The following is a 14,719-nucleotide window of genomic DNA, read 5'->3' as shown; positions in this document are numbered from 1 at the left end:
GATGAGAAAATTAGTGCGGCCGAAAGAGGTGCCTAAATGTTTAGTACGAGCTCAGAAGAATGGCACAAAAAATTGGCAACGACTGAGAGGGGGTGATCGGCGAGAGATCTGGTCAAAGCTCAATGAGATGCAACATCACATTTGTGCTTATTGTGAAACACCCTTTACAACGGAAGATAGCCATATTGAGCATCTCTATCCGCGTGCAAAATATGAAGCTTTAACCTTTGAATGGAAAAATTTATTTGGTTCTTGTAACAACAATAATAGCTGTGGTATCTATAAAGATGGAGCGCATAATCCGCATAAAGTGATCCATGAGTTACTGATTAAGCCTGATCAGGAAGATCCTCATGCTTACTTTAGGTACTATCTTAATGGCCGAATTTCGGTAAAACCAGGATTATCAGATTATAATTATCATCGTGCTAAAGAGACTATTCGAGGCTTTAATCTCAATCATAATGCGTTAGTGAGTCTCCGAAGACGGCACCTTGAACCTCTTCAGCAGTTAGAGGAGGAGTTTATTCTCTGGTGTGAATTGTGTGATGGAGATCCGGAGTTACTCGAAGAGTTGGCAGAGGAGATTCGTTCACTTTTAGCTGAGCAGAAAAATAGCGCTTATCAATCGATTAAGGAGCACTATATTCACCATCATTTGGATCTTTTAGGATTGGTTGAAGAGCAGATCGAACCGATAGCGATATTGGAAGAGGTGGAGGAGGCAGAACGAAAGAAGCGGAAAAAGCGAAATAGACGAAAACGCCGAAAGAAGTAGCGTGGAGAGCCGGGAAATATCTTCGCGAGTAGATTCTATTAATAGCCATTGATCGTCATTAATATCTTATTTCCATATTTTTCATCTAATATTTTTATCTGATATATTTCTTATCGACATATTTTATCTATCAATTGCCGGCAACAGTAGCGGCAGCAATAAGAGGATCACTATGATTACACGAATTAATAAAGGACCGCGAATGTCAGATGCGGTGATCTATAACAATACCCTCTACTATACCGCTATTCCGTTAGTAGAAGAGGGCGATATCTATCGACAGATGCAGAGTCTCTTAGGGGATATTGATCAGCTCTTAGCGAAGGTGGGTGCAGAGAAATCCCATATTTTAGATGTCACCATCTTTCTTGTTAGCAGTTTAGATATTGGAGGAATGAACCGTGCTTGGGATGAGTGGGTCGACAAGGAGAATGCCCCTGTTCGTTGTACCGTGCAGGCGGGCTTGATGAATCCAAATTGGAAGGTTGAGGTGAAGATCATTGTTGCGTTGCCACAATAACAAATATCAAAAGCAACAAAAAACAAAAAAATAAAAGAGCCGATCATATTTGATCGGCTCTTCTCTATAGTATATTTATCATCTCGCCTCTTCTAAGGCGGTGATCTCTACCTTTAAAGTAGATGATGTAGATTACTCTTTATCCTCATCTACCTCGATAATCTCCACAACTTCAGTGGTATCGGTTGCTAGATCAACGGTTTCATCGGTTTCATCAGTTTGATGCTCTTCTAGATTGTGCTCAAGCTCGTTCTCATCATCGTGAGCCTCATCATCCGCATCATTCTCTTCAATACGAGACATACCAACAAGAGTATCTCCTTCATCGAGACGAATTAAGCGAACGCCTTGGGTATTACGACCTAAGATAGAGACCTCGGCAACGGATGTTCTGACCAATACCCCATTACAGGTGATCAACATCACTTCATCATCTTCTTCAACAATGGAGGCGCCGACAATCTGGCCATTTCGCTCAGAGGTCTGGATACCAATCACCCCTTTACCACCACGATTACGACGTGCGAACTCTTCAATTAAAGTGCGTTTTCCATAACCATTTTCTGTGGCGATGAGAACCACACCCTCTTCTACTGCAAGCATCATTGAGATAACATGCTGCCCTTCAACAAGGGTGATCCCTTTAACACCGCGAGAACCACGTCCTGTAGGACGGACATCCTCTTCGCTAAAGCGATTCACTAAACCGGTATTGGTGAAGAGCATAATATCATTTTCACCATTGGTGATCTCTGTTCCGATCAACTCATCACCTTCATCGAGGTTAACGGCGATGAGACCGCTTGAACGTTGACTTTGGAAGTTAGAGAGAACCGTTTTCTTAACAACCCCATATTTGGTTGCCATAAAGATGTAGCGATCATCATCATAGCTATCGACAGGGAGCATGGAGGTAATGCGCTCATCAGCTTCTAATGGTAGAAGATTGATGATAGGACGACCACTTGCGCCTCGACCCGCTTCAGGCAATTCGAAGACGCGGAGCCAATAGACGCGACCATAAGAGGAGAAGCACATCAATTGCGCATGAGTGCTGACAACCATGAGATGTTCAACATCATCTTCATCGACTACTCGCGCTGCTGATTTACCACGACCCCCTCGGCGTTGTGCTCGATACTCATCAAGTTTTTGATATTTGATATAACCGCGACGGGAGAGAGTGACAACAACATCTTCTTCTGCGATGAGATCTTCTAAGCTGATATCTTCTGCCGCTTCACGAATTTCAGTACGGCGCTCATCACCGAACTCATCTCTGATCGCAATAAATTCTTCTTCAATTACATCACGAAGACGATCAGGATTGACTAAAATTTCGATCAATTCACGAATAGTATCGAGAAGACCTTGATACTCTTCTAAAATCTTATCTTGCTCTAAGCCCGTTAAGCGCTGGAGGCGCATATCTAAGATTGCTTGCGCCTGCTCTTCTGAGAGCTGGTAAGTCGATCCAATAAGACCGACACCCTCTAATCCATCTGGTGTTGTCTTCAATTCTGCTGCGCGTGCTAACATGGCTGAAACTTCACCCGGTGCCCATTGACGCGCTAACATTCGTTCTTTCGCTTCCGCACCAGTTGCCGAAGTTCTGATCAGCTGAATCATCTCATCGATATTTGCAAGTGCAACCGTCAACCCCTCTAATAGGTGGGCTCTGCTACGGGCACGTTTCAATTCAAAGATTGTTCGGCGTGTGATTACTTCTCGGCGATGGAGGAGGAAGGCTTCTAAAACTTGCTTGAGGTTGAGGAGTTTAGGCTGGCCACGATCGATAGCCACCATATTGATCCCGAAGCTCGATTGGAGGGCGGTATGTTTATAGAGTTGGTTGAGAACAACTTCTCCCATCTCTCCTCGGCGAAGTTCAATAACAATGCGCATCCCATCTTTATCGGACTCATCACGGAGTCCATCGGGTGCGATTCCTTCAATAATTTTTTCGCGGTAGAGTTCCACAATACGCTCGATTAGACGCGCTTTATTAACTTGGTATGGAATCTCTGTAATGATAATGACATCACGATCTCGTTTTTCATCATGCTCAATCTCTGCTCTCGCACGAATGACAACACGGCCACGACCGGTATGGTACGCCTCGCGAATGCCTCTTGTACCATTGATAATCCCCGCTGTTGGAAAGTCCGGTGCCGGGATATACTCCATGAGTTGATCAATTGTTAGATTAGGATCATGTAAGAGTGCTAAAGAGGCATTGATTGTCTCTGTAAGGTTATGAGGTGGAATATTGGTTGCCATTCCCACCGCGATTCCGGCAGAACCGTTGACAAGAAGATTGGGGATACGCGTTGGAAGAACTGAAGGTTCGATCTCAGATTCATCATAGTTAGGGATGAAATCGACCGTCTCTTTTTCGATATCTTGAAGGAGTGTCTCGGCGATTTTACTCATGCGGATTTCGGTATAACGCATTGCCGCTGCAGAGTCTCCATCAATCGAACCGAAGTTACCTTGCCCATCAATTAACATATAGCGGAGGGAGAAATCTTGCGCCATACGGACAACAGAGTCATAGATTGCAGAGTCACCATGAGGGTGATATTTACCCATCACATCCCCGACTATACGAGCCGATTTTTTATAGGGTTTATTCCAATGGTTATTTGTCTGATTCATTGAGTGAAGTATGCGTCGATGTACGGGCTTCAATCCATCGCGGACATCGGGAAGAGCACGGCCGACGATAACACTCATGGCATAATCAAGATAGGAGCTTTTCATCTCCTCTTCTAGGCTAATCGGGACAATCTCTTTGGCAAAATCACTCATTGAACCAACCTTTACTGAAAAACGATAGATAACTTAAAAACAACATGTCATTGTAACACATTTTGTTGATTAATTCGCCTGTTTAAGATAGAAATTAGCGGATTGAGCGAGGGAATATTATTCCTGCTATCCCCCTACAGGAGAAAAATTATATTTAAAAATAGGAATATTTAGCGAATAATGCGCCGTCCTCCTATAAAAAGTGCTAAAAATGTGATGATCGCAACAAGCAACAAGCAACAAGCCAATAAGCAACAAGCCAATAAGCAATAAGCAATAAGTAGGGTAATGGTAATCAGTGAAAAGTATGTGTATCCATTTTTTAAGGGGATTTCAAGGGGGTTTCAAGGAATTTTTTTAAGGAAAGATGAAAAGCAGTAGCTCGAATGTGCCAAGCTGTGTTAATTGTAATAGAATGATTTGTCCCTTCTAGGGGGATATTCTTAGGAGATAATCATCTCAGAAGCTTTTCAGATAATTGTATAAGGATAGTCGGGTGTTAAAGAATTATAGAAAGGGGATCCTTCTCCTGTTTGTGGTGGGGCTTCTGGTCGGTTGTGGGCAAACAGGTGCGCTCTATATTGCAAAAAGCGAGGCAGAGCATAATGATGGACACTTTATGACAAGTTATAAAAAAGAGAAAGATGAAAATTGATCAGGTTCGTTTAACAGCAGTGGCGGAGGAGTTTCAGACGCCGGTATATATCTATTCTGCAGAGAAAATTTTAGCAAACTATGAGGCTTATCGACGTGGATTTGGGGATTATCCTCATCTGATCTGCTATGCCGTAAAGGCAAATAGTAACTTATCGATCTTAAAGTTATTAGCCGAAGCGGGATCAGGTTTTGATATTGTCTCTCGTGGTGAACTTAAGCGTGTATTGGCCGCAGGTGGAGATCCTATAAAAGTGGTCTATTCCGGAGTTGGAAAGCGTAATTGTGATCTGGAATTTGCACTTAAAGCGGGCATTGGTTGCTTTAATGTGGAGTCGGTCGCTGAAGTCTATATGCTCAATAAGATTGCCGGCAAATTGGGGGTTAAAGCGCCTGTCTCCTTGAGAATTAATCCTAATGTGGATGCAAAAACACATCCTTATATCTCAACAGGTTTGAAAGAGAATAAGTTTGGTATCAGCATGACAGATGCCTTGCCGATGTATCGTGAGATGGCACGGATGCCCCACATCGATATTCAGGGGATCGATTTTCATATCGGTTCACAACTGACCGAGATGGAGCCTTATGCCGAAGCGCTCGATATTACGCTTTCCTTAATCGATGAGCTCTCTGCGCTAGGGATTCATCTTAAATATCTTGATATGGGCGGGGGCTTAGGCATTCGTTATGAGGATGAGACCTTAATCGACCCTGCAAAGTGGATTGAGCAGGCGATTGAAAAGATCGGTGATCGGGATCTTAAAATCTTGATCGAGCCAGGTCGCTCTATTGTTGGGGATGCCGGTGTTTTAGTGACACAGGTGATTCTCACTAAAGAGAATGAGGGGAAAAATTTTGCAGTTGTTGATGCGGCGATGAATGATCTAATCCGCCCGGCGCTCTATAGCTCGTGGATGAATATTATCAATCTCGATGAGCGCGATGAGGGGGAGATTAAAAATTATGATATTGTCGGCCCTATCTGTGAAACGGGGGATTTTCTAGGAAAAGATCGTCCGCTCGCCTTAACTTCAGGAGATTATTTAGCGATTACCCATGCAGGTGCTTACGGTTTTACCATGGCCTCTAATTACAACTCTCGTGGCCGAGCTGCGGAGGTTCTATTAGTGGGAGATGATGCTAAATTAATTCGAAAAAGAGAGAGTGAAGAGTCGCTCTATATTGATGAGTTAGAGTATCTATAGCATTAAGTATGAGTCATTAGGATCAGTCATCAGTATGAATCATCAGCATGAATTTAGCATGAGTGCTAGTGATTGAGAGTAAGTTTCAAAAAGAGGCAGAAAGAGAAAGAATTATCGATATTAAGATCCCAATGTCCTTAGTGGACTTTGGGATTTTCTCTTTCACATAATCTCTTTTGCAGAATAGATTTCATACCGCTGAAATCGTTGAAATAGTGGTTGAAATAGTGACTATATCAGTAGAAATAAAGTAGGAATAGAATAACCGATGTTGAAATTATCAGATTATGATTATCATCTTCCCGAGGAATTGATTGCCCAATTTCCCCCTAAAGTGAGAGGCACCTCTCGATTACTGGTCCCCTATGAAGGAGAGATTCGAGATCATCGTTTTGATGCTTTGGTTGAATATTTACGCCCCGGGGATCGTATTGTTATCAATAATACCCGTGTTTTACCTGCTCGACTTTTTGGGCAAAAAGAGACCGGGGGTAAAGTGGAGATTATGGTTGAGCGTCTTTTAACAGAGAGTGAGATCTTAGCGCAAATTAAGGCGAGTAAAGCCTTAAAGCCGGGACAGAAGGTTTTGATTGAGGGAGCTCCTCGTTTAGAGATGGTCGCAAGGGATGAAAACTTCTTCCAATTACGAACAACTGATGGAACGCCGATTGCACAACTGCTAGAGACTTACGGGCATCTTCCGCTCCCGCCCTATATTACACGAAGTGATGAAGAGCTCGATCAATCTCGTTATCAGACAGTATTTAATAAAGAGGAGGGAGCTGTTGCCGCTCCAACAGCAGGGCTTCATTTTACCGAAGAGCTGCTCGATCAGTTACGGGCAAAGGGCGTTGATATTACAGAGATCACGTTGCATGTCGGCGCGGGTACTTTTCAACCAATACGTAGCGAAAATTTAGATGAGCATCAGATGCATAAAGAGTGGATCTCGGTACCAGCCTCTGCCGTAGAAGAGATTAAAGCGACAAAAGCGGCGGGTAAAAGAGTGATTGCGATCGGTACAACTGCGGTCAGAGCACTTGAGAGTGCAGCGCTTTCTGGAGAATTGCGCCCCTTTGTCGGTGATACGGATATCTTTATTAAGCCCGGTTTTGAATTTAAAGTGATCGATGGGCTTTTAACTAACTTTCATCTTCCTAAATCGACGCTCCTTGTTCTTGTCTCAACCCTGATGGGGAAGGCGCGTATTGAAGAGATCTATCAACATGCAGTTAAAGAGCGTTATCGCTTCTTTAGTTATGGAGATAGTATGTTATTGGTGCCGGAATTAGATCGAGTAAAGGAGTAGGTTATGGCGCAGGGTTTAACGCGGGATGAGGTAAAGACACTTTCGCTCTCTTCATTAGGAGGCGCCTTAGAGTTTTATGACTTTATTGTCTTTTTGACATTTGCATCGACACTAAAGGTGCTCTTTTTCCCGGCAGAATCGGAGTTAGTAGCAACAGTGATGACCTATCTCACCTATGCAATTGCCTATTTCGTTCGCCCATTAAGTGGTGTAGTTCTTGCTCATTTTGGAGACCTTATCGGCCGGAAGAAGGTCTTTATGTTCTCGCTCTTTATGATGGCGATTCCCACCTTAGCAATTGGGTTATTACCCACTTATAATTCGATAGGGTACTTTGCTCCGGCATTGCTACTCTTGATGCGAATTTTACAAGGCGTTGCCTTAGGAGGGGAAGTTCCTAGTGCCCATGTCTTTGTAACAGAGCATGTCTCTCGAGGAAGTTTTGGATTTGCAAATAGTGCGATCGCGGCAAGTTTGACCTTTGGAGTCTTAATTGGTCATTTTGTTTCAACAATGATGAATCTTACGTTTACTGCATCAGAGACTTTAGAATATGCTTGGCGTATTCCCTTCATTTTAGGAGGCATACTCGGTCTTTTAGCTGTCTATCTGCGTCGTTATCTTCAAGAGACTCCCGTCTTTTTAGAGATGCAGCGCAAGAAAGCATTACACGCTGGTACGCCGATGAAGACGCTTTTAAAAGACTTCCGTCCTCAACTCTTTATTGCAACTTTGAGTACTTGGCTCTTAATTACCGGAGTTGTTTTAGTCTTATTAGCACCTAATTTAATGAAGTCAGAGGTCTTTAATATTGAGGCGGGATTTGTTAATAAAGCGGCCTTAGTTGCCACCTTTATGAATATTGTAGGAAGTTTAGCTGCGGGGCTTTTGGTTGATCGGATCGGTTTGAGGAAGACGCTATTTGGTTTTGCATTACTCCTTGCGGGGACAAGCTTTATCTTCTTTAATGCGCTAGGAAGCAGTGATTTAACAGAGGTTGGTATCCTCTATGCCATCGCCTCCTTCTTTTTAGGGATCGTTGCTTGTGTGCCGATGATTATTATTCGACTCTTCCCGGCAGATATTCGTTTAACGGGGATGGGATTCTCTTACAATATTGGTAATGCTGTTTTTGCAGGATTAACAACCTTTTTAGTTCCTATTATTGCCGAGCATTTCCACCCGATGTTTATTGCATATTATATTCTTTTCCTCTGTGCTTTAGGAATCTTCTTAAGTCTCTACTTAGGCAGAGAGACGATGAAGAGTTATCTTTAAGAGATATTCTTTCGTATAGGGGAAATTCGTATAAGGTAAAGGTGACGAATAGAGCAGCGAATAGACCAAGAATAGAGAATAAAAGATAGAGCGAAAAAGAGAGGGAGCATACCGCTATAATAAGTGTATAGAGTATGCTCCCTTTTTATCCTACATTTTGAATGCTGAATGTTTAACGCTTAATACTTCTAGCAGAGCTTTTTATGGCTCTTCTCTTATCTTTATCAACAGAGATAGCGTTTCGTCGCTACCATTTTAAAGTAGCGCTTCCGGAGACTCCGGTAGAATCTGTCCACCGTCGATAATAATTGTCTGTCCTGTAATATATTTAGCTTCTTTAGAGGCTAGAAAGGCAGCAGCATAACCGATATCTTTCGGCTCCCCTAATGTGTGTGTTGGAATCGTTGCACGCATCTGGTTGAGATAGGTTTCCCCTTGCGCCTTAAGCCCTTCCGTTAAGATATTGCCGGGGAGAACAGCATTCACAGTAATTCCAAAGCGAGCATATTCAAGGGCTGCACTTCGCATAAAGCCTAACTGCGCAGCTTTCGAAGCACCATAATGGCTCCAGCCAGGGAAGCCGGTAATATTGCCAGTAATAGAAGAGGTGATGATGACTCGACCATAACCCTGCTGCTTCATCGCATTAAGCGCCGCTTGAACAATAAAGAAGGTGCCTTTTACATTTACTTCCTGCATAAAGTCCCACTCTTTTTCGGTCATCTCTTCAATTGTCGCTTGCGGGAAGATACCGGTATTAGAGCAGAGAATATCGAGTCTGCCATACTTTTCAATCACCTCTTTAATGCGCGTTTGGCAAAGAGATTGATCTGTTACATCTAATTCTACAAAATCACAATCTAACTCTTGTGCTGTTTTGCGCCCCGCTGTGGTGTCGATATCTGCGATAATTACAGTTGCTTCTGCTTCGATCAGCGCTTCAACAATACCGCGACCGATTCCTTTTGCACCACCTGTAACGATGGCGATCTGTTTATTTAATGAAAACATTGTTTCTCCTTTATTTTAGTGTAGATCTTATAGAGAGTAGAAATAGGGTGAAGAGGCTATAGCTCGAGATGCTCTCGTCGACGCCTCTCTTTTAATCATACAGGAAATAGATCCTATTTCGGGGTTATCATTGAGGTTTTACAATAATCATTAATAATATCTGCAATGATAGAAACATTTTTAATTTTAAGAATATTAATATTTTTTAATGTTTCAATGATGAAGTAATATAAAGATTTTTAAAGGGTAAAGAGGCGCATATTAGCGAGACTCTCCCCCCGTTCTTTTAAATAAGATTTGGCTTTAAAGGCGCCTTGTGGAACAATAGAGTTGATATTTTAATTTTTAGATAAAGGCACAAAATGATAGACAATGATGGCTTTCGGGCAAACGTTGGAATCATATTGTGTAATCAAAATCAGCAACTATTTTGGGGTCATCGCATCGGTCAATTAGATGCTTGGCAATTCCCACAAGGGGGAATTGATCCAGATGAGACACCAGAAGAAGCCATGTATAGAGAGCTTTATGAGGAAGTTGGATTACGCCCTGAACATATTAAAATTTTAGGTCGAACGGATCGGTGGTTACGTTACCGTTTACCCCATAATTTGATTCGTCGAAACCATCTGAATGAGAGAACATGTATCGGTCAGAAACAGGTCTGGTATATGCTTGAATTTGTTGGTGATGAAGAGGATTTTAATCTCAATGCGGCGGACCATCCTGAATTTGATCACTATAAATGGGTTGATTATTGGTTACCACTGCGCGATGTGATTCATTTTAAACGTAAAGTTTATGATAAAGCGCTAACAGAGCTTGCCCCTTTGATTTTTGAAAGAACGGTTCCAAAAAAACCTAAAGATTTACGCTCACGGAGACGCCATTCTCTCTTTAGAATGCACTCTCGAAGGCAGACTTTCAAAGAGCGAAACGGAGAGAAGAGAATCTCTTTTGAAGAGCGACAGATAGAGCAACATATTATCGTTGAGAAAAGCACGTATTAAACGTGCTTTTTTATTCCTCACTTCTTATTCCCCTATCAATCCCTATTAGGCGCTATGCGGGGAACTATAGATTGTTAGTAATCGATTTTGACTTGTTAATCCAGCCCTTATTTTGTTCAATACGATAGGTAAAATAGATCATAATAATGCCACGGAGAAGCATAAAGAGGAGAAAGGTGATCCAAAGACCATCATTACCGAAGGGGGTGAGAATAATGCCGATCGGTAACGCTATAAAGAAAGCGCCGAGCATTGCATTTCGCATCTCTTTAGCGCGAGTAGCTCCGATAAAGAGGCCATCAAGAAGATAGCTCCAAACGCTAATTAAGGGTAAGACTGTTAGATAAGTAATCAGAGGATAAGCATTCTCTCGGACAGAATCGATATTGGAGATCAGATCGATAAATTGAGTACCCCAGAGAAGAAAGAGGAGAAAGAAGAGCAAGGTAATAATGAGTGCCCATCCTCCGGCGATCACCATTACGGCGCATAACTCTGTTCGATTTTTTTCACCAATGGCTCGACCCGTTAACGCTTCGATCGCATGAGCAAAGCCATCGAGGAGATAAGAGAGAATAAAAAGGCCATTAAGAATAATCATATTTGCCGCAACAACATCGCCTCCTAAACGAGATCCTTGTAAGGTCACAAGAAAGAAGGTCAGTTGCAATGTTAAGCTACGGATAAAGATATCTCGATTTACAAAGATTAAAGATTGCCAGTTATGCCACTTTTTAAGAGGTGAGAAGATCCACTTACCTCGATTTTTTAGCAAGATTTTTGGCAAAATAGCAAGGCCGACAAGAAGACCAAAGTATTCAGAAATGACCGCCGCTTTAGCAACACCTGTAATACCGAGATTGAGTTTTAAGATAAAAAGTAAGGTTAAGAGAATATTAAGAATATTGGTGGCTAATAGCATATAGAAGGGAATACGAGCATTTTGCATTCCTAAAAACCAACCGATTAAAGCAAAATTGATCAGTGCCGCCGGAGCCCCCATTAAGCGCCATGCAAAAAATTGAGAGGCACCTTCATAAAGCTCGGGATCTGGATTGATAAGGGTGAAGGCAAGTTTTGTAATGGGGATAGCTAGCAATAGAAGTACAAATGCTAAAAAGAGTGCGAGAAGAATTCCTTGGATAAGAATAAGGCGGATCATCGCTCCATTTTTATCTCCATAAGCTTGGGCGGTGAAACCGGTTGTTCCCATGCGTAGAAAGTTTAAAATAGCAATTAAAAAGAGATAGATACTACTTCCGATTCCTACGCTTGCCATCTGATTTGCATCATTGAGATGACCAACAATCATGGTATCTACTGTGCCGACAAGGGGGACAGAGATATTTGAGAGTATCATCGGCAGTGTCAATGCCCAGACTCGATGATGAATAGTAAGGTTATTCCAAGCTAAAAAGAGACTTTTACCCATTATTTCCTGAACTGTATAGTGTGAACTCTGTTTTGAATTCTATTTTAATTAGATCGCTATTAAGATTGATTGTTATAAATTTGATTGTTATAAATCTGCACCTATAAATCGATCATTATAGGCCACTATAATAATGAAGGATTATTGTAAGGTTATACAAGGTTATGCAAAATGTTGAAAGATATATCTAATAGCGGTATGTGTGTGCGTGAAAAGGGATCTTATCAGAGAAGTTTTGTGGCTGCATTGAAAGTGGGTCACCACTTCTTATCGTTCTTTTATATAGGTGTATAATTATTGCTCAAAGTGTAGAAAAATAGGGTTCAAACGCTTGAAACCTATTTTTTTGACCCCATCAATTAAGACGTAACTCAGGCCGGACCTTGTCAATAGACTCTGCTAGGGGCAGATCGATAAGGTTCCTGATAATAACAATTGATAAAGCATCAGATTAGATAATTCTATAAATAGTTGTTTATTAACTGATAATTAGAGGTTAATGGGTAATTGTTAAGGGTTATTTAATAAATATTAATGATATTAATGAATTTTTTAATGAGGAATAGAGTATGAAATTACGTCCTTTACATGACAGAGTAATCATCAAACGTGAAGAAGAAGAGCTTAAAACTGCAGGTGGTATCGTTCTTCCTGGGACAGCGACAGAGAAGCCTTCACGCGGCGTAGTACTTGCCGTAGGTAACGGTAAGGTATTAGCAAGTGGTGAGGTAAAGACTTTAGATGTCAAAGTTGGGGATAAAGTTCTTTTCGGTAAATTCTCAGGTTCTGAAGTAGAGGTCGCTGGAGAAGAGTTATTAGTCATGCGTGAAGATGAGATCATGGCAGTTATCGAAGGCTAATCGTTCAAAGTGTCGGTAGGAGGCTCTATTGAAGAGTATGCTCCTCATCGTTATTGATGATTAACTCAATCTTTCACAGATCAAAGTTACAGAAGAATTCAAACATAAAAGGAATTAATAGATATGGCTAAAGAAGTACGTTTTGGTGAAGACGCTCGTAAAAAGATGGTTGCAGGTATTAATACCTTAGCGAATGCAGTAAAAGTAACGCTTGGCCCTAAAGGTCGTAACGTTGTATTAGATAAGAGCTTTGGTGCGCCGGTTGTGACTAAAGATGGTGTTTCTGTTGCACGTGAAATCGAACTTGAAGATAAGTTTGAAAATATGGGTGCGCAGATGGTTCGTGAAGTCTCTTCAAGAACTGCAGATACAGCGGGTGATGGAACAACAACCGCAACAGTATTAGCACAAGCGATTGTACGTGAAGGTATGAAAGCCGTTGCTGCGGGAATGAATCCAATGGATATCAAACGTGGTATCGATAAGGCGGTAGCAGCAGCTGTAGAAGAGCTCCGTAATATCTCTAAACCTTGTGAAGATGATAAATCAATTGCACAAGTAGGAACAATCTCTGCAAACTCAGATAAAGAGATTGGTGAGATCATTGCAAAAGCGATGCAAAAAGTTGGTAAAGAGGGTGTTATTACTGTTGAAGAGGGTTCAGGTTTAGAGAACTCACTTGAGACAGTTGAAGGGATGCAGTTTGATCGCGGTTACCTCTCTCCTTACTTTATCAATAATCAAGAATCAATGGCTGCTGAGCTAGAAGACCCATTTGTTCTTCTTTGCGATAAGAAGATTGGTAACATCCGTGAGATGATTACAATCTTAGAAGAAGTTGCAAAAGCAGGGCGTCCACTCTTAATTATTGCTGAAGATGTTGAAGGCGAAGCATTAGCAACACTGGTTATCAACAATATGCGTGGTATCGTGAAAGTTGCAGCGGTTAAAGCACCAGGGTTTGGTGATCGTCGTAAAGCAATGCTTGAAGATATCGCTGTCTTAACAGGTGGTACTGTAATCTCTGAAGAGATCGGTATGAGCTTAGAGAAAGCAACTGTTGCAGATCTTGGTATTGCGAAACGCGTTGTGGTTGATAAAGATACAACAACAATCGTTGATGGTAATGGTGATAAAGCTGCTATCGATGCGCGTGTAGCTCAAATCCAACAACAAATGGCTGAAGCAACCTCTGACTATGATAAAGAGAAGCTCCAAGAGCGCGTTGCTAAACTTGCAGGTGGTGTTGCCGTGATTCAAGTAGGTGCAGCAACTGAAGTTGAGATGAAAGAGAAGAAAGTACGTGTAGAAGATGCGCTTCATGCAACACGTGCAGCTGTTGAAGAAGGTATCGTCCCTGGTGGTGGTGTTGCTCTTGTTCGTGCATTGACTCGTATTGCAGACCTTAAGGGTGATAATGATGAGCAGGATGCAGGTATTCGCGTTGCGCTTAGAGCAATGGAAGAGCCTCTCCGTCAAATCGTTACTAATGCGGGTGAGCCAGCTGATGTTGTCCTTAATGCGGTTAAAGAAGGCAAGACTGATTCCTTCGGTTATAACGCAGCAACTGGACAATATGGCGATATGGTTGAGATGGGTATCTTAGACCCAACGAAAGTAACACGTTCAGCGATTCAAAATGCTGCGTCTGTCGCTTCTTTAATCATCACAACAGAGTGCATGATTGCAGATCTACCGAAGAAAGATGGTGGTATGCCTGATATGGGCGGCATGGGTGGCATGGGTGGAATGCCAGGCATGATGTAATTATATAATTCTAATAATTATCTATTTATTAGATAGAGGGTCGCACATTGTGCGGCCTTTTTTTATATCTACGACTCGTCC

Annotated in this window: 11 protein-coding genes and 1 pseudogene; 9 read left to right on the top strand and 3 right to left on the bottom strand. The window is 41.9% G+C overall.

The window, feature by feature from the left end; all coding sequences use genetic code 11:
* The first annotated feature begins 1 nt into the window (after position 1).
* On the top strand, positions 2–778 hold the full coding sequence (gene ptuB, locus DC077_RS06595; RefSeq protein WP_109201563.1) for a retron Ec78 anti-phage system effector HNH endonuclease PtuB: 777 nt from the start codon (positions 2–4) through the stop codon (positions 776–778).
* Between the two features lie 172 nt (positions 779–950).
* Positions 951–1,298, top strand: coding sequence for a RidA family protein (locus tag DC077_RS06590; RefSeq protein WP_109201564.1), 348 nt, complete (start codon positions 951–953; stop codon positions 1,296–1,298).
* A 132-nt stretch (positions 1,299–1,430) separates the two neighbouring features.
* Here DC077_RS06590 and gyrA read toward each other — a convergent pair whose 3' ends face one another.
* Positions 1,431–4,109 carry a DNA gyrase subunit A gene (gene gyrA / locus DC077_RS06585; RefSeq protein WP_109201565.1) on the bottom strand — a complete coding sequence of 893 codons (2,679 nt, stop codon included), beginning with the start codon at positions 4,107–4,109 and terminating at the stop codon, positions 1,431–1,433.
* A 496-nt stretch (positions 4,110–4,605) separates the two neighbouring features.
* Between gyrA and lptM the strand changes: the two are divergent.
* From lptM to DC077_RS06570, 4 genes and pseudogenes are all read left to right on the top strand, one after another.
* Positions 4,606–4,698, top strand: a pseudogene (gene lptM / locus DC077_RS11130) (LPS translocon maturation chaperone LptM); the annotation flags it as partial.
* Positions 4,699–4,753: 55 nt separating this feature from the next.
* Positions 4,754–5,971 (top strand): diaminopimelate decarboxylase, encoded by a 1,218-nt coding sequence (gene lysA, locus DC077_RS06580; RefSeq protein WP_109217900.1) that lies wholly within the window; start codon positions 4,754–4,756, stop codon positions 5,969–5,971.
* 271 nt (positions 5,972–6,242) lie between these two features.
* Positions 6,243–7,280, top strand: coding sequence for a tRNA preQ1(34) S-adenosylmethionine ribosyltransferase-isomerase QueA (gene queA / locus DC077_RS06575; protein ID WP_164488753.1), 1,038 nt, complete (start codon positions 6,243–6,245; stop codon positions 7,278–7,280).
* Between the two features lie 3 nt (positions 7,281–7,283).
* The gene (locus DC077_RS06570) at positions 7,284–8,558 is read left to right on the top strand and encodes an MFS transporter (protein ID WP_109201568.1); all 1,275 of its coding nucleotides are present in this window, start codon (positions 7,284–7,286) and stop codon (positions 8,556–8,558) included.
* Between the two features lie 255 nt (positions 8,559–8,813).
* Here DC077_RS06570 and fabG read toward each other — a convergent pair whose 3' ends face one another.
* Positions 8,814–9,569: a 3-oxoacyl-ACP reductase FabG gene (fabG, locus tag DC077_RS06565; protein ID WP_109201569.1), complete on the bottom strand. Its 756-nt coding sequence runs from the start codon at positions 9,567–9,569 to the stop codon at positions 8,814–8,816.
* Positions 9,570–9,931: 362 nt separating this feature from the next.
* Between fabG and DC077_RS06560 the strand changes: the two genes are divergently transcribed.
* Entirely contained in the window at positions 9,932–10,579 is a 648-nt protein-coding gene (locus DC077_RS06560; protein ID WP_109201570.1) for an RNA pyrophosphohydrolase, read from the top strand.
* Between the two features lie 64 nt (positions 10,580–10,643).
* On the opposite strand, the gene DC077_RS06555 is transcribed toward DC077_RS06560, so the two are convergent.
* Positions 10,644–12,011 carry an MATE family efflux transporter gene (locus DC077_RS06555; RefSeq protein WP_109201571.1) on the bottom strand — a complete coding sequence of 456 codons (1,368 nt, stop codon included), beginning with the start codon at positions 12,009–12,011 and terminating at the stop codon, positions 10,644–10,646.
* A gap of 569 nt (positions 12,012–12,580) precedes the next feature.
* On the opposite strand from DC077_RS06555, the gene DC077_RS06550 reads away from it, so the two are divergent.
* Both DC077_RS06550 and groL read left to right on the top strand, forming a co-directional pair.
* Positions 12,581–12,871: a co-chaperone GroES gene (locus tag DC077_RS06550; protein ID WP_094567660.1), complete on the top strand. Its 291-nt coding sequence runs from the start codon at positions 12,581–12,583 to the stop codon at positions 12,869–12,871.
* Between the two features lie 123 nt (positions 12,872–12,994).
* Complete coding sequence (gene groL, locus DC077_RS06545) at positions 12,995–14,638, top strand: chaperonin GroEL (protein WP_109201572.1); 1,644 nt, start codon at positions 12,995–12,997, stop codon at positions 14,636–14,638.
* The last annotated feature ends 81 nt before the right edge of the window (positions 14,639–14,719 follow it).

Origin of the sequence: Ignatzschineria cameli, assembly GCF_003121895.1 — a bacterium.
Taxonomy (GTDB): domain Bacteria; phylum Pseudomonadota; class Gammaproteobacteria; order Cardiobacteriales; family Wohlfahrtiimonadaceae; genus Ignatzschineria; species Ignatzschineria cameli.
Note: the sequence above shows the minus strand (reverse complement) of the source record. Positions and strands in the feature narration are given on the sequence as shown.